Source organism: Planctomycetia bacterium, assembly GCA_015075745.1.
Classification (GTDB): domain Bacteria; phylum Planctomycetota; class Phycisphaerae; order UBA1845; family UTPLA1; genus UTPLA1.
This window is the reverse complement of the sequence record JABTTW010000001.1, coordinates 1,407,224-1,422,092: the sequence shown is the minus strand read 5'-3', so window position 1 is coordinate 1,422,092 and position 14,869 is coordinate 1,407,224. Positions and strand designations below refer to the sequence as shown.

Sequence of the window (14,869 nt, the reverse complement as noted above, 5' to 3'; positions counted from 1 at the left end):
CGGCTAAAACCGGGAACTCCCAGGCGATTTTGAGAGTCCAAGTGAATGAAAGACTATCCGCCAGCCCGCCCCGGCCCCGATTTGCAGGATGACGAGTCGATCCTGCTTATGCGATGCCGCGCCGGCGAGGGTGCGGCGCAGGGTGAATTGGTCGCCCGATATCAGGACCGGGTGTACAACACGTGCCTGCGGATGTGCGGAAATGCCGCGGACGCGGAGGATTTCGCGCAGGAGGCGCTGATCAAGGCGTTGCAATCGCTGGACCGGTTTGACGGCCGATCGCGGTTTTACACGTGGCTGTTTCGCATCGCCGTCAATCTGGTGCTCAGCGGGCGGCGCAGAGCATCGACCGTTCGCATGCGCGGGCTCGACGAGGGCGGCCGCTGGGCCCAACTCGAATCGGCCGACGCGCCGGTTGTGATGCAGGCCGGCCAGCGAGAGGAACATCGGCTGGTCCTGGCGGCGATGGATGAGCTGGACGCCGACGCCCGGGCGATTGTCGTCCTGCGTGACGTCGAATCGCTCGATTACGCCGAGATCGCCGAGATATTGAATATTGCCCCCGGTACGGTGAAGTCCCGCCTTCATCGTGCCCGAATGGCACTGCGGGAGAAGCTGCTTCCCATGCTCAGCGCGACAGAGCAACCATGACGCCGAATGATCGACAATACGAGCAGTTGTCTGCTTACATCGACGGTGAGCTGAGCGAGACTGCGCGCGCCGAGGTGGAAGGGTGGTTGGCTCGCGATGCCGATGCGCGGCGATTACTTGAAGAGCTGCGTCATGCGGCGAGGCTGGTCGGCGGACTGCCCCGCGCGGCGGCCCCGAGGGGCTTGTCCGCTGAAGTAACGGCGCGGCTGGAGCGCGAGGCGCTGCTGGGTGCGTCGGTTGTGAGCGAGTCGGCGGCGCGGCGGGTACCGCTTTGGCAGCGCGGTCTGGCCATCGCAGCGTCGCTGGCCCTGATCGTCACGGCGAGCTGGCTGATGTGGCCGGAATTGCCGAAGCCGCCTTCTGAGAGCCCGACGATCGCCGTTGCGGACGCCGAGCGAGCTGACGCTCCGCGCGAACAATCGTCGCTCGAAGCAGAGTCGCGCGAAGAAAAGCCGCCGGAGGATCAACTCGCGCTGGCAACGAAGCCTCCGCCGACCGGCGCGACGCCTGCCGCGCCGATGGCCTTGCAGCAGGCCTCGCGGTCGGCTGATTTCAGGGATGAGTCCCGTGCAATGCAGTCGCTCAAGCAGGAGGATTTGCTCGCCGATGCGGCCAGGAACGCCGGGGAGAATGAAATGCTCCAGCCGCCCGCCGCGGCAGGGGGGATGAAAAAGGATTCGAGCAGTCAGGTTGCAGGTCCTTCGACTTCGCCGGAGGTGACGGGAGCATCGCCCGCGCTCGCCGGGCGGACTGAATCTGCCGCGCCTGTTCGCCTCGCGCCTTCGCGCGCCAAGTGGCGGTACGTCGCCCCGAAGGAGCCGACCGAAGTCGGTGGTGAGGAGTTGATGGTTCACCGGCTTTATATCGAGCTCGATTCTCCCGCCCGTGAAAACGTCATTCGGTACATGCGCGGCAGACAAGCGCCGGACAGCGTTGCCGAAAGATCGTCCGGCAACGACGCTCCCGAAGTGAAAGAGGCGCTTGCCCGAATCGCCGCTCAGTTGACTCCCGTTCGCATTGACGAGATCGAGGGCGGCATCGAGTGCGTCTACGACCTGGAGTACAAGAACATTGATTTGGTTGAGCAGGCGATTTCCCGCGCCGTCGAACGAGAGGTCGACGTTATTGAGCAAGGCGTTGTCGTTGACGTCGTCGAGCCTAAGAGGGGCTTGCTGAAGGACACGGCGTCTGCTGTTGCTCCCACATCGCGTCCCGAGTCCTCCGCACAAAAGGTCCGGCTGATCGTCACCATCCGCCCGATTACCAATCAACCCGCAAGTTCTCAGCCGAGCACTCAGCCTTTTGCCCCGGAGGCGCAGCCGTGAGTGAAAAGGGCGATGAAAAACCCGCCAAGCGCGGCAAAAAGGTGCGCATTGACCTTCGCAAGAATCGCGCCAAACCCGGCCGCGACAAGCAGTCATGGACCCGGCAGGCCAAGCGCGGCGACGAAGTCGCCGAAGATGCGGCGCAGGGCGAGAGCGTCCGGGCCAAGGGCGACCTCTCGCGAAAGCGCACCATCATCATCCGAGATGAGTCCGGGGCTGAAGCACAGTATCAAACCGGCGTGGTCACGACGGTGCGCGGTCTTTTCGTGGAGGTCGATGACGGCCGGCAGCGCTGGGCCTGCACCGTGCGCGGCATGCTGCGCACGCGGATGAGCGACGATCGCGCCCCGATCACGGTGGGCGACGAAGTGATGTTCCACGCCGTGGTCGCCGGCGAGCAGGCCGCCAGGGCGGTGAGCGAGGATACCGATTTGCCCGAGGGCGTCATTGAAGACGTGCAGCCCCGGCGGACAACGCTTTCGCGGCAATACGAGCGCCGTGTGCAGGTCATCGCCGCGAATGTCGATCAGGCGATCATCGTCGTCGCAGCGAACGATCCTCCGCTGCGCCCGCATCTTGTCGATCGATATCTCGTGGCCATTCATCAGGGGAAAATGCGCCCCATCTTGTGCATTAACAAGATCGACCTCGACAAGGCCGGCGAGACCGAAGAGGTGGCGCAGCGCTATCGCGGCATCGGCTACTGTGTCGTCCTCGCCAGCGTGCCGGAGAATAAGGGCATCGATGAGCTTAGAGAATTGCTGGTCGGCACAACGTCCACGTTTGTCGGGCCCAGCGGTGTTGGTAAGAGTTCGCTCATCAATACCATCGAGCCCGGCTTCGATCTGGCGGTCGGTACGCTCACGGACCTTCGCCGCGGCAAGCACACGACCACGACGGCCCGGCTGCTGCGATGGAGTTTCGGAGGGTACATCGTCGATACGCCGGGGATGAGGCAGTTCGACCCCGCCGCCGTCGACAAGGAGGAGATCGAGGCGTACTTCATCGAGTTCCGCGATTTGATTCAGACATGCAAGTATCCCAATTGCAGCCACAGTCACGAGACGGACTGCGCGATCCGTGATGCGGTCGAGTCCGGGGCCATCTCGGTGGAGCGCTACGACAGTTATTGCAAGATGTACGAAGAAGCCGCCGCGAGGCCCACGTATTGAACGCGCCGAGCGACATTCGCAGTGGGGCGCTGGCTTGCGCGCCGAGTCGGACCATCTTGGCGCTGGCCCTCGCCGCGTGTCTGCTGATCGTCGCCGTGTGCTCGCCCGCGTTGGTCGTGGTGATGGCAGCGCACTTGCCGCCCGCGATGTTGATTGCACTTGCCGGGCTTGGCATCGGATGGGCGCTGTCGCCGGTCTTGCTGCCTAAGTCAGCGGGGCCCGGTTGGCGATTGATCGGTGGGACGGGCATCGGGCTTGGCGTCCTGGCGCTGCTGATGCTCGGGCTCGGTTCGGTCGGGTTGATGAATCGAGCGTTCTGGCTCGCCATTCTGTCGGTGTTCGCTGCGGTCGGCGTTTGGCCGATCGTCACGTTGTCTCGCGCGAAGCCCGATGCGAGTGAGTCGCCGGGCGCGATCCGCTGGCTCTGGATGCTCGTTGCACCGTTCGCCGCCATCGCGATTCTGGCCGCCAGTCTGCCGCCGGGCATTCTCTGGCCCGCCGAGGGCAACGGTTATGACGTGCTCGAGTATCACCTCGGCGCGCCGCGGGAGTTCTTCGAGGCCGGCCGCATCAGTTTTCTGCCGCACAACATCTACAGCAACTTCCCTTTCGCCGTGGAGTTGCTCTACCTGTTGAGCATGATCGTGCACGGCGAGGCGGTGTCGGCGGGCATTACGGCGCAGATGGTTAATCTCATCATCGCGGGATTGGCCGTCGCCGCCGTCTGGCTCGCCGGAAAGCAGTTGAGTAGCAGCGTGGGCGTCATCGCGGCAGTTCTTGCCGCGACCTGTCCATTCGTCGCGTACTTGTGCGGCGTGGCCTACGTGGAGAACGCCCTACTGCTTTACGCGGCGCTGGGCCTGGCTGCTGTCATGCGCTGGTGGATGGACGGTGAGGCGGCGTCATCTCGCTGGGTGCTGCTGACGGGTTTGTTCTGCGGGTTCGCCTGTGGGTGCAAATACACCGGCATCGCCGTGGTCCTGGCGCCGATGGCATTTGTCGTCCTCTGGCGTTTGATCCGGTGCAAGGGCAAGAGGCTGGCCGCCGCGTCGCTCTTTGCGCTCGGCGTACTCGTCGCCTTCGGTCCGTGGTTGATTAGAAACACGGTCAACACTCACAACCCCGTGTTCCCGTTGGCCCGGTCGGTCTTTCCGGATAACGGACTTGCCTGGGACGATGACGGGGCCGCACGCTGGACGGAGGGCCACTTGCCCGCCCCGGAAGATCGGCCGCTGGACGCGCGGGTTCGCCGGTTTGGCACGGAGATTCTTTCGTCGGAGTTGTTTGGCCCGCTAATCTTGTTGGCGATGATCGTCGGCGTCGGGCAGCTACTCCGCGCAATGCTGGGTCGCGGATTGCCGTTTGCCCCGGCCTTAGCCGCGTGGGTGATGATCGTCGTCGGCGTTGTCGCGTGGCTCTTCTTCAGCCATCTCGTCGGGCGATTCGCCGTCACGCTGATCGTGCCCGCGAGTCTCATCGTCGCGGCCCGATGGGAATTGTTTCGCAGGACGGAGACGAGCCTGATCGGTATCGCCATTGTCGTTCTGGCGGCTGTGCTCAATTTTTCCATGTTCGTCCGCGAAGGCACTTCGGCCGGATTGTTCCAGGTTGCCGCGCTTCGCGCCGGCGACGGAACGGAGTGGTTCACCGATGGTTTGTGGCCGTCGCACGCGCATGTCCCGCGCATCAACAAGCTGACGGCCGAAGGCGGACGCGTCCTCGTCGTCGCCGACGCACGGCGATTTTATCTCAATGCCGGCGCGGACTACTGCGTGGTATTTAGTCGCAACCCCTTCGCCGAGGCTGCGGCGAATCTTTCGTCCGGCGATCTGATCGCGTGGCTTCGCGATCGCGGCTATGGGCATGTGTACGTCGATTGGGGAGAAATGTCGCGCCTGCGAAACTCGCGCTACGGATTCTGGCAAAGTATCGATCGAAGTCTCTTTGAGCGGCTGATGACCGCCGGGCTGCGGCACGTCGAAGACTTCAACATCGGTGAGAGCGCGGGGGTTTATTCGTCGCTCTTTGCCGTGCCGGGTGTCGCCGCACCGCATGGTTGATCGCTCACCAGGCGGGCATGGCGCTGAGCATGAGGATGCCGAAGACGACCAGCGTCGTCATCGAGCCGGCAATGACGGTAAGGCCGGCAACGCTTGCCGCGCGGCGTCCGACCATGGCCCTGACGAGTGCGTAGCGATGTCGCCGTGAAATGTAGGCGGCAATTGAAATCGCCATGACCGCGACGAAAACACCGTATAGCTGACTCAGCAGGGCCATCGCAAGCTGCCCACCCAACTCCTTCGGCATTCCGCCGGACCGGGCCAGGGCGATGACCATTCCTATCATTGCATTGATGAAGCCGAACGCCAGTGCGAAGGCCGCCGCGAGTTGAAAGAACGTGACCGCATCGCGTGCGCCCCGTCCGCAGCCGGGCTTTCGGGCGATCCATGCGAAGGCGTCGACGACGCCCGCCCATCCGTAGATCGGCGTCAGCACAGCCAGGGGCGAGAGCAGGACGAGCAGGACTCCGTAGGCGTTGACGTAGCGACCGACATCTCCGTTCGATGCAGAAGAAAGGGCGACCGCCCAGAGCGTCAATATCCCGACGATACCGGCCAGAACGGATCGCAGGTTGCGATCGCGATGAATGGGCGTGTGCGCGGACCCGCTCGCGCCCTCGGTTATTGGATGCATCTTTCCGATCCCCCTAAATGCCAGTTCCCTTTCGGGAAGGCACACTGGGTATCGGGAAAGGGGTGGGGCGAAATCACATTCGACGATTTCAGTATTGCAATGCGGACCGCGAACGATCAGCCGTTGGTGAGCGGCTCAAAGGAAGAAACGATGCCGCTTTGCGATTTGCGCAGGGTGACATGCCCGAGGAAGAGGCGATCGTCCGATTCCGGATGATCGCTCCGATAGTGCACGCCGCGAGACTCCTCCCGGCGCCGCGCCGCCTCGGCCATACAGCGTGCAACGGTGAGCATATTCTGGGTCTCCCAGCCGTTGCGGTCCCAGAGAACCTTGTCGAGCACATATCGGGCCCAGAATTCAATGATCTCGATCGTCTCGTGAAGCCGCTCGTCGGTGCGGTCAATGCCGAGGTTCCGCCAACTAAGCGCGCGAAGACTGTTTCGGACGTCTGCGAGGTCCAGCTCCGTCCTGGGACTCTGTTCAATTGAGCTGTCGAGTGATCGCGGGGTGACGCCATTAGGCTGGGCTCTCGCAGCCTCAGAGGCCAATCGCCCGACACGTTGCCCGAAAACGAGACCTTCGAGCAAGGAATTACTGGCGAGTCGATTGGCGCCGTGGACGCCGGTCGAAGCTGCCTCGCCGCAGGCCCAGAGCGCGTCGATTGACGAACGACCGTTTGCGTCCACCGAGACGCCGCCGATCATATAGTGCGCGGCGGGGCGAACGGGAATGAGGCCGGTTGCCGGGTCGATGTCGAAGTCATTGCAGAGCTGAGCGATGTTCGGAAAGCGCTCGGCGAAGCGCCCTGCGGGAAAATGTCGCACGTCGAGATAAAGCGCGCTGGCGTGCGTCCTGGCCATGTGCTGTACCATTGCTTGGCTGACGATGTCGCGCGGCGCCAATTCGGCGTCGCTATGGTACTCGGGCATGAATCGATTGCCTTCTCGATCCACCAACTTGGCGCCTTCGCCGCGGACGGCTTCGCTGATCAGAGCTCGGGCTGCGCCGGCGATGTAGAGCGCGGTGGGGTGGAACTGCATGAACTCCATGTCCCGCAGCACCGCCCCGGCACGAAGGGCAATGGCGTATCCATCGGCCGTCGCCACGGGGCTGTTGGTCGTTTCGCGGTAGAGGCATCCCGCACCGCCGGAGGCGAGGATGATCTCTTTCGCCCAGATGATCTGGTGGCCGTACTTGGCGTGGTGCGTGAGTGCGGCGATGGCCCGGCCCTCCTGAACGACCAGATCGACGACGAAGCACGACTCAAAGATGCGGATGTTGTCACATACCCGGGCGCGACCGGCGAGGGCGCGGCTGAGTTCCTTGCCGGTGGCGTCGCCGCTGGCATGAACGATGCGCCGTTTGGAATGTCCGCCTTCCCGGCCCAGTGCGAAGGTTCCGTTTTCAAAGTCGAAATTCGCGCCCCACTCCACAAGTTCCTTCAGGCAGCTCGGCGCCTCGCGCGCCAAGTGTTCCACCAGGGATGGGTGGCAGATTCCGCAGCCGACGGCGATCGTGTCGCGAACGTGCGCCGCGAAGGAATCGGACGGGTCGCTGACAACGGCGATGCCGCCCTGGGCGTAGGCGGTGTTGCACTCTTCGAGACGGTCCTTGGTGACGAGGAGGACGTGAGATTCTTCGCCCGCGGCGATGGCCGCCCGCAGTCCGCCGACGCCGCCGCCGATCACGAGGACATCGGTAAAGACCTGACCGAGCCGGCGACTGTCGAAGTTCAGCAGGTAGCGCCGCCTGGCGAATGTTTCACTCATGGTGTGGTACCGCTACGTTGGTCTTGTCGACCGGCGTTATCAGGCCCTCGGCCTCACTGGAAGCGCCGCGACGATTGCCGATTGGCTGCCGGATGGTTCGTTGATCGTCACCTGGGTGTCAGGCTGAGCGTGAATGGACTTCAGATAGCCAAGCGCCAGAGGCCCACCAAGCGCCTCGCTCCAGCACGCGCTGGTCACGCGGCCGACTTCTTTGTCATCGCGTTTGACGATGCTGCCTGCTGGGCTCGGCGTCTGGCCCTCGATCCGCAGGCCGACGAGTTTTCGCGCGAGGATGCCGTGCGAGCGCATGCGCTCGATGACTTCCTGCCCCAGGTAGCAGCCCTTGTGATAGCTGATGCCGCGCTCGACCTGGCACGTTTCCGGCGGGACGACCTCTTCGTCAATATCCACGACCGACGCCGGAATGCCCGCCTCGATGCGCAGCACCTCGACGGCCCCATCGGACAATCGCTCACAGGTTAGTCCGCTCACAGCGCCGGCAATGGAAGCGACAACCGGGTCGGCCGACTCGCCGGGAACGATGAACTCCGCGGTCACGAGTCCGGCGAAATCGTGACGCACCATCCGGACGTCCTCCCCGCCGACTCGTCCGGCGAGATGTTGCAACTGCGACATCGGGCCCAGATTACCAAAGCCCAGGGCGCTGACGACATCGCCCGCGCGCGGTCCCATGACCGCCCCGCGGGAGAATTCCGCCGACCTGTCCGCCAGCTTCACGTCCTCGGTGATGATGTACTTTTCAAAGTGCTTGAGCGCTGTCGCTCGCCACGGGCCGGCCACATCGAGCCAGAGCCGGTCGTCCAGGACGAGCACGTTCAAATCGAAAACGGTCCGCCCTTTCACGTTGGTGGCGAAGGCGTAGTTCCCCTCTCCCGGCTGAAGTGTCTTGATCACATTGGTCACCAGATTGCTCAGCCAGGCCGCCCGGTCGGCGCCGGTGACTTCGATGAGCCCGCGGTCGCTGCGCAGATAGAGCCCGGCGCTGGTGACCGCTGCCTGATACTGTCGCGAGATGTCGGGTGAGTTGGGCATGTGGATTTCCGGCGGATTATAGCCGCCTTCGTCCCGGTATGCGCTCCATCCGAGTGAGGATACCATCCTCCGCATGTTGACTCCGACGGCTGAGCTGCTTCTCGCCAATGTCAAAACCAACGGACCCCTGATCAGCGATCCCGCCGGACTGCTCGCGGTGCTCTTCTCGGTCTTGGCGATCATCTTCTGGGCGCAGTCTCATCGCGTGGGCGGCCGCCTGTTCAAGGTCGTCCCGTCGGTGGTCTTTTGCTACTTCGTGCCGACGGCTCTTTCCGGCTTCGGCGTCATCCCCAACGAATCTCCCATGTACGAATGGGTCAAGCAGTTCATCCTGCCCGCCAGTCTGGTCCTGCTGACGTTGTCGCTCGACGTCCCGGCGATCATGCGCCTGGGCCCCAAGGCGCTCATCGTCATGCTTGCCGGAACTCTGGGCATCATGCTCGGCGGCCCCATCGCCCTGGCCATCTGGCAGCATTGGCTGCCCGACGATGCATGGCGGCGCATGTCGTATTTGGCCGGTAGTTGGATTGGCGGCGGGGCCAATGCGGTGGCACTCCAGAAGACCTTCGGCGTTTCCGACGCGGCCATCAGTCCAATCATCGTGGTCGATGTTGCCGTCGCGAATATGTGGACCGGCGTGCTGCTTTATTGGGCGGGCCGTTCGGATCGGGTGGACCGCTGGCTCAAGGCCGACGCGTCTGCCATCCGCATCCTTGAAGGCGAGATTCAGGATTTTCAGAACAGCGTGACCAGGCCCGCGTCTCTGCGAGACTTGCTCTACGTCGTCGCCATCGGATTCGGCTTCGCCTACCTCGGTCATGCGGTGGGCAAGTGGATCATGGGACTTGAGTTCTTTGCCCGACTCGGGGACTACCTCAACGCCTTCGCCTGGAAGGTCATCATCGCCACCACCGCCGGCGTGACGCTGTCGTTCACCCGAATGCGAAAGCTGGAAGGCGCGGGGGCGTCGAAGATCGGCTCGCTGATGCTCTACCTGCTCATCGCGTGCATCGGGGCCGGCGCGGACTTTCGCCGACTGACCGAGTCCGGGGCGTTTCTCGGGCTGGGACTGACGTGGATCCTGATTCACATTGGCTGCGTCTTGCTCGTCGGAAAGCTGATTCGTGCGCCGTTCTTCTTCATTGCCGTCGGATCACAGGCCAACATCGGCGGCGCCGCCTCGGCGCCGATTGTCGCGGGCGCATTCAACCCGCTGCTGGCCCCGGTCGGCGTGCTGCTGGCCATCTTGGGATATGTCCTGGGCACCTACGGCGGTCTGGTCTGCGTCAACCTATGCCGTCTCATCGCCGAGTGACACTGCCGCGCCTCTTATACATCTTTCACTCAGCCGCGGTACTTCTTCGGCATCTGTGCCCCCGTCATCGCCTGATCGCGCACGCCCGCTCGCCAGTCGCGCACCGTCTCAATCGTCGTTCGCGCCGGTGTGAAGCCCGTCTCGCGGCGCAGTCGATCGCCGGTCACCAGCCACGGATAGCGAATGTAGGCCAGCGCCCCCGGCGGTGTCTCGTTCAATCGGCCGATCCTCGCCGCGTAGGTAAAAGCGCTGATCGCCCAGAGAATCGGATACGGCATGCCGAACGCAGCCCGCTTGCACTCCCAGGCCAGCTCGCTGAAGCGGATCGTCCCTTCCGGGGCCATGTTGAACGGGCCCGGCGCGTCGCACGCCAGCAGGGCAAGGATCGCGTCGGCCACGTCCTCCTCGTGGACGAACTGCATCGCCGGATCGCCCCATCGTGGATAGACGACCTTCGGCTTGAAGAACATGCGTGAGAAATAATTATCCATGTGTCGGCCCAGGACGATCGGCGGGCGAAGGACCGCGAGTTTGGTCCCGGGCTGGTCCTTGTCGAATCGCTGACACATCTCGTCGGCCAGCCGCTTGTGATGGGCGTAGATAAAGCCCGAGCCGGCGCGAAGCGGGGCGGCCTCGTCGAGCATCGGCGGATTGTCGCGAAGCGCCCCATAGGCGATGGCGCTACCGACGACGACGGCTCGCGCGACGCCGGCCGTGTGGCACGCATCGAGAAAGTTTCGCGTGCCGCCGAGATTGATCTCTCGCGCGAGTCGCTTGTGCCGCGTCGGGCCAAAGATAAACGCCAGGTGGACGGCCTTCGTGATGCCGTGGGTCCGGAGGACATCCGCGAAGGGCTCGCGAATGTCGCGCTGAATGAATTGGAACTTCGCCGGTCGGCTCACATCCGCGGGCGCGACGACATCCATGCCGACAACTGCCTCCACCTCCGGCCGATCGGCCAGTAGCGCGACCAGTCGCCGCCCCAGAAAGCCCGATGAACCGGTGATGGCGATACGCATGGATGATGTGGAAGAAAATAGCGTTGGCGATTTACTTCTTGCGCCGTCGAACGGGGCTGGGTTTTTTTCTCAAAAGAGACTCAACATCAAGCAAATCCTGTGGTCGACCGGAAGCCCTTTTGTTCTTTATCAGATCAGTTCTGGAGATAAACGCGGCAGGCACGCCTGCGAAGCTTCCGGCTGACCGCGTGGTCCAGGAATCCGCAAAATTCAAGCCGTCCACGCTCGTAATAATGTCAATTCTGAATGGCTCGACGCCTATTTGAATAACCACGTCGGGCTTGGCCAAATCATCAAGTGTGAATGTGTGCAACGGCGCACCGAATTTGACGAGGGCGCGAAAGACTTTCTCAGCATTATTCTTGCCAGAATCGACCCATACATCGAAGTCGGCAGTGAATCGCGGATTACCGTGGTGGCTGACCGCGTGCGCGCCGACGATGAGATACCTTGCCCTTGCGGCGTTTAACAACGACAACAGATCTGTCCAGTCGGAGCTCACGGGGATCACGGCCTTTCATCTGCCAGTATCGCAGGACAAGCTGCCACATGGCCTCCTGCCGTCCTTCAGGGCCGACGCGCCGCCAGAATTCGTCGTCAAAGCTGCCGTCGTCCTCGCCAAGCTTGATGACGCGAGCCATCACGACGCGCTTGCGCCGAGTCGGCTTCGTTCTTGGAACTGACGCTCGTTTCTTCACGCGAAATCAAACCTCGGCGACATTTTCGCCAGGGGGCAAAATGTACTCCATCATTATACCATGCAGGTGGCTCTCTCGGAGTATTCTTCCTGAGATTCTCACGAACCAATCCGCTGCGTCAGCCACTGCCGCGCTGCTGACACTGCCTCGTCGATCTTCCCCGCGTCAGGGCCGCCGCCCTGGGCCATGTCCGGCCGGCCCCCGCCCTTGCCGCCGACGACCGGGGCGATGTCGCGGATCAGCTCGCCCGCCTTCACGCCGCGACCGACCACGTCCGTCGTCATGGCGGCCAGCAGCACCACCTTGCCCTCGCTCTCCGTCGCCAGCAGAACCGCCGCCGAGCCCGCCTTGGCCCGCAGCGAGTCGCACGCGGCACGAAGCTGATCGACCGCCGCGCCGGGCAGCGCGCCGCAGACGATCGCCGTGCTGCCCACGCGCGGGGCGTCGGACAGAAGCGACTCCGCCTGGGTCAACACTTCGCCCGCTCCGGCCTTCGCCGCCTCCTTTTGAGCCTTCTTGGCGCGCTCCTGAAGTTGGGCCATGTCGCTGCGCAGCCGCGCCTTTTCGACGACAGGCATCTCGCTTTGCGTCATGATCGTGGTGATCTCGGCGAGGCGGTTATGCAGTGAATCGTCCGGCGCACCGGAGGCTTCCTTGAGAAGTCGTGCAACGTCCCTGGCATCGGCCTCGGCCTTGGCCGCCCGCTCGCCGGTCACGCCGATGACGCGCCGAATACCCTTGGCGACGGCGGACTCTTCCACAATGCGAAAGCGGCCGATCTCGCCGGTGCGCTGCACGTGCGTCCCGCCGCAGAACTCGACGCTGTAGCGCATCCACTCGTCGTTCTTCGGATCGGCCAGAAGCTGCTCGACCGGCACGCCGATGGAGACGACGCGCACGACGTCGGGATACTTTTCGCCGAAGACGGCGCGAAGCGTATTAATCTCGCGGGCCCTTTTCTGATCGACTTCGGCGGTAAAGACGCCGAGGTCCTCCTCGATCTGCGAATTGACCAGCTCCTCAATCTGGGCAAGCTGCTCCTCGCTCACCTGCGCCGTATGCGAAAAGTCGAACCGCGTCTTGTCGGGATCAACCAGCGAGCCCTTCTGCTGCACATGATCGCCCAATACGTCGCGCAGCGCCCAGTTCATGACGTGCGTGACGGTGTGGTTTTGCATGATCGCGGTGCGGCGAGGATTGATTTTCAGCCAAACCTCTTCTCCTGGAGCAAAGCCGCCTCGATAGACGCGTCCGACATGCACCACAACATCGCCCAGGCGCACGGTTGACTCTACATCGAATATGTCAGTCGCTTCGGTCTCGTCCTGCGAAGTGAAGATCGACCCGCTGTCTCCGACCTGGCCACCCTGCTCACCATAGAAACAGGTCCGACCAAGAATCATCGCTCCGAACATTCCCGCATGTAGCGATTCATTAGGCCCAATTGGTTTGGGATGATCTCGATCTGTCAGATCGAAAATCGCCTTGATTTCCACGCAGTCAATTTCCGCCGAATACTTCGCAGAATCATCGGTAGGCCCAAAGCGTGAGACCATGTCAGTCGTCATCGCATCCAGGTTGGCACCTGAGTCTTTTGAAGAGGCGCGAGCTCGATTCCTTGCCGCCTCCATAAGGCGTTCGTACTCCCCAATGTTCACACTCAGCCCGCGTTCTTCCGCCATCAGCTCCGTCAAATCGATCGGGAAACCGAACGTATCGTGCAGCTTGAAGGCGTCTTCCCCGCTGATGCGGCCGTGGTGGTGATTGACGGCGTACTCGGCGGCCTCTTCAAAGAGCGCAATCCCGCGGTCCAGCGTCTTGATAAACGACGCCTCCTCATCGCGGATCACGCTCGCCACATGCGTGACATTCTTCCCACCGTGCGCCCGATTCAGCTCCGGGAATGCCTCGCCCATGGCATCGGCCACGGCGGGCACCAGTTCGCACATGAACGGCTGCGTCGTGCCGAGGTACTGCCGCCCGTAGCGCACGGCCCGCCGCAGGATGCGTCGCAGGACATATCCCCGCCCCTCGTTTGACGGCATCGCCCCATCGGTAATCGCAAACGTCAGCGTTCGCAAATGATCCGCCACGACGCGATAGGCGACGTCCTTCATGACGGCCGCGTGTTCCGGTGATTCGCGACCGCCGGCCTCGCTGCCCGCTTCATTCGACTCCAGCTTGCCCGTATACGCCGGCGCACCCGTCACGCGCTGGATCGCCGCAAAGATCGGCGTGAACACGTCCGTGTCGTAATTACTGACCTGCCCGATCTTGCCCGTCTCGAAGCCGCGAATGACGGCGCAGATGCGCTCAAAGCCCATGCCGGTGTCGACATGCTTGGCCGGCAGCGGCGTCAGCTTACTGTCATTGCCGCGATTGAACTGGATAAAGACGAGGTTCCATACCTCCATCACCTGGGCATCGCCGGCGTTGACCAGCTTCGCCCCGCTCTTGTCCGGCGTCAGGTCGATATGAATCTCGCTGCAAGGCCCGCACGGACCGGTATCGCCCATCTCCCAGAAGTTGTCCTTCTTATTGCCGGGATGCACGCGCTCGGGCGGCAGAATCTTCAGCCACAGATCGCGGGCCTCCGAGTCCGGCGCGAGTCCTTCGGCCGGGTCGCCCTCAAAGTAGGTGGCGTGCAGTCGCTCCGGGTCGATGCCCCATACCTTGGTCAAAAGGTCCCATGCCCATTCGATGGCTTCCTTCTTAAAGTAGTCGCCGAAGGACCAGTTACCGAGCATCTCGAAGAACGTGTGGTGATAGGTATCGTGCCCCACATCGTCGAGGTCGTTGTGCTTGCCGCCGGCGCGGATGCACTTTTGCGTATTGGCCGCGCGCGTCGCCATGCCCGGGGTGACGCCGGACCACTTGTCCACATCCGGGGCCTGCTGGCCGAGGAAGATCGGCTTGAACTGGTTCATCCCGGCGTTGGTGAACATGAGCGTGGGGTCGTCATGCGGCACGCACGGTGAAGAGGGCACAAAGGTATGCCCGCACTTCTTGACGAAGTAGTCGATGAATTCGCGTCGAATCTGTTCTGCTGATCGGGGTGTCATGCGTATATCGTAAGTCACGCTAGATTCAGTGGAAAGCACGCCCCGGCAGGGCCCGGCTGGCGAGTTTTTTCAGCCCGATTTGCCCCGGTTTTGCGGGCTGCCTATGATCGA

Annotated in this window: 11 protein-coding genes; 5 read left to right on the top strand and 6 right to left on the bottom strand. The window is 62.9% G+C overall.

What is annotated here, in order from left to right; translation table 11 throughout:
* Positions 1 to 45 precede the first annotated feature (45 nt).
* Genes HS101_05565 through HS101_05550 form a run of 4 tightly spaced genes read left to right on the top strand, consistent with a single transcriptional unit; the run spans position 46 to position 5,208 of the window.
* The gene (locus tag HS101_05565) at positions 46 to 651 is read left to right on the top strand and encodes a sigma-70 family RNA polymerase sigma factor (GenBank protein MBE7505741.1); all 606 of its coding nucleotides are present in this window, start codon (positions 46 to 48) and stop codon (positions 649 to 651) included.
* Positions 648 to 1,976 (top strand): hypothetical protein, encoded by a 1,329-nt coding sequence (locus HS101_05560; GenBank protein ID MBE7505740.1) that lies wholly within the window; start codon positions 648 to 650, stop codon positions 1,974 to 1,976. The genes HS101_05565 and HS101_05560 overlap by 4 nt, the downstream gene beginning before the upstream one ends.
* Positions 1,973 to 3,148: a ribosome small subunit-dependent GTPase A gene (gene rsgA / locus HS101_05555; protein MBE7505739.1), complete on the top strand. Its 1,176-nt coding sequence runs from the start codon at positions 1,973 to 1,975 to the stop codon at positions 3,146 to 3,148. The genes HS101_05560 and rsgA overlap by 4 nt, the downstream gene beginning before the upstream one ends.
* Complete coding sequence (locus tag HS101_05550) at positions 3,145 to 5,208, top strand: glycosyltransferase family 39 protein (GenBank protein ID MBE7505738.1); 2,064 nt, start codon at positions 3,145 to 3,147, stop codon at positions 5,206 to 5,208. Before rsgA ends, HS101_05550 begins: the two co-directional genes overlap by 4 nt.
* 4 nt (positions 5,209 to 5,212) lie before the next feature.
* On the opposite strand, the gene HS101_05545 is transcribed toward HS101_05550, so the two are convergent.
* The 3 genes from HS101_05545 to HS101_05535 form a co-directional block, all read right to left on the bottom strand.
* Complete coding sequence (locus HS101_05545) at positions 5,213 to 5,842, bottom strand: MotA/TolQ/ExbB proton channel family protein (GenBank protein MBE7505737.1); 630 nt, start codon at positions 5,840 to 5,842, stop codon at positions 5,213 to 5,215.
* A gap of 116 nt (positions 5,843 to 5,958) precedes the next feature.
* Positions 5,959 to 7,611, bottom strand: coding sequence for an L-aspartate oxidase (gene nadB, locus HS101_05540; GenBank protein ID MBE7505736.1), 1,653 nt, complete (start codon positions 7,609 to 7,611; stop codon positions 5,959 to 5,961).
* A 39-nt stretch (positions 7,612 to 7,650) separates the two neighbouring features.
* Positions 7,651 to 8,664 carry an aminomethyl transferase family protein gene (locus HS101_05535; GenBank protein ID MBE7505735.1) on the bottom strand — a complete coding sequence of 338 codons (1,014 nt, stop codon included), beginning with the start codon at positions 8,662 to 8,664 and terminating at the stop codon, positions 7,651 to 7,653.
* Positions 8,665 to 8,737: 73 nt separating this feature from the next.
* Between HS101_05535 and HS101_05530 the strand changes: the two genes are divergently transcribed.
* Entirely contained in the window at positions 8,738 to 9,979 is a 1,242-nt protein-coding gene (locus HS101_05530; GenBank protein MBE7505734.1) for a DUF819 family protein, read from the top strand.
* Between the two features lie 29 nt (positions 9,980 to 10,008).
* On the opposite strand, the gene HS101_05525 is transcribed toward HS101_05530, so the two are convergent.
* From HS101_05525 to alaS, 3 genes are all read right to left on the bottom strand, one after another.
* Positions 10,009 to 10,998, bottom strand: a complete 990-nt coding sequence (locus HS101_05525; protein ID MBE7505733.1) for an NAD-dependent epimerase/dehydratase family protein — start codon at positions 10,996 to 10,998, stop codon at positions 10,009 to 10,011.
* Between the two features lie 31 nt (positions 10,999 to 11,029).
* Positions 11,030 to 11,476: a hypothetical protein gene (locus tag HS101_05520; protein MBE7505732.1), complete on the bottom strand. Its 447-nt coding sequence runs from the start codon at positions 11,474 to 11,476 to the stop codon at positions 11,030 to 11,032.
* A 318-nt stretch (positions 11,477 to 11,794) separates the two neighbouring features.
* Positions 11,795 to 14,758, bottom strand: coding sequence for an alanine--tRNA ligase (gene alaS / locus HS101_05515; GenBank protein MBE7505731.1), 2,964 nt, complete (start codon positions 14,756 to 14,758; stop codon positions 11,795 to 11,797).
* Between the last annotated feature and the right edge of the window lie 111 nt (positions 14,759 to 14,869).

Bases quoted from the DNA above. Each gene is read 5' to 3' on its own strand.
- HS101_05565 (MBE7505741.1), top strand. From the start codon at position 46: ATGAAAGACTATCCGCCAGCCCGCCCCGGCCCCGATTTGCAGGATGAC.
- HS101_05535 (MBE7505735.1), bottom strand. From the start codon at position 8,664: ATGCCCAACTCACCCGACATCTCGCGACAGTATCAGGCAGCGGTCACC.
- HS101_05525 (MBE7505733.1), bottom strand. From the start codon at position 10,998: ATGCGTATCGCCATCACCGGTTCATCGGGCTTTCTGGGGCGGCGACTG.
- HS101_05545 (MBE7505737.1), bottom strand. From the start codon at position 5,842: ATGCATCCAATAACCGAGGGCGCGAGCGGGTCCGCGCACACGCCCATT.
- HS101_05560 (MBE7505740.1), top strand. From the start codon at position 648: ATGACGCCGAATGATCGACAATACGAGCAGTTGTCTGCTTACATCGAC.
- HS101_05530 (MBE7505734.1), top strand. From the start codon at position 8,738: ATGTTGACTCCGACGGCTGAGCTGCTTCTCGCCAATGTCAAAACCAAC.
- alaS (MBE7505731.1), bottom strand. From the start codon at position 14,758: ATGACACCCCGATCAGCAGAACAGATTCGACGCGAATTCATCGACTAC.
- nadB (MBE7505736.1), bottom strand. From the start codon at position 7,611: ATGAGTGAAACATTCGCCAGGCGGCGCTACCTGCTGAACTTCGACAGT.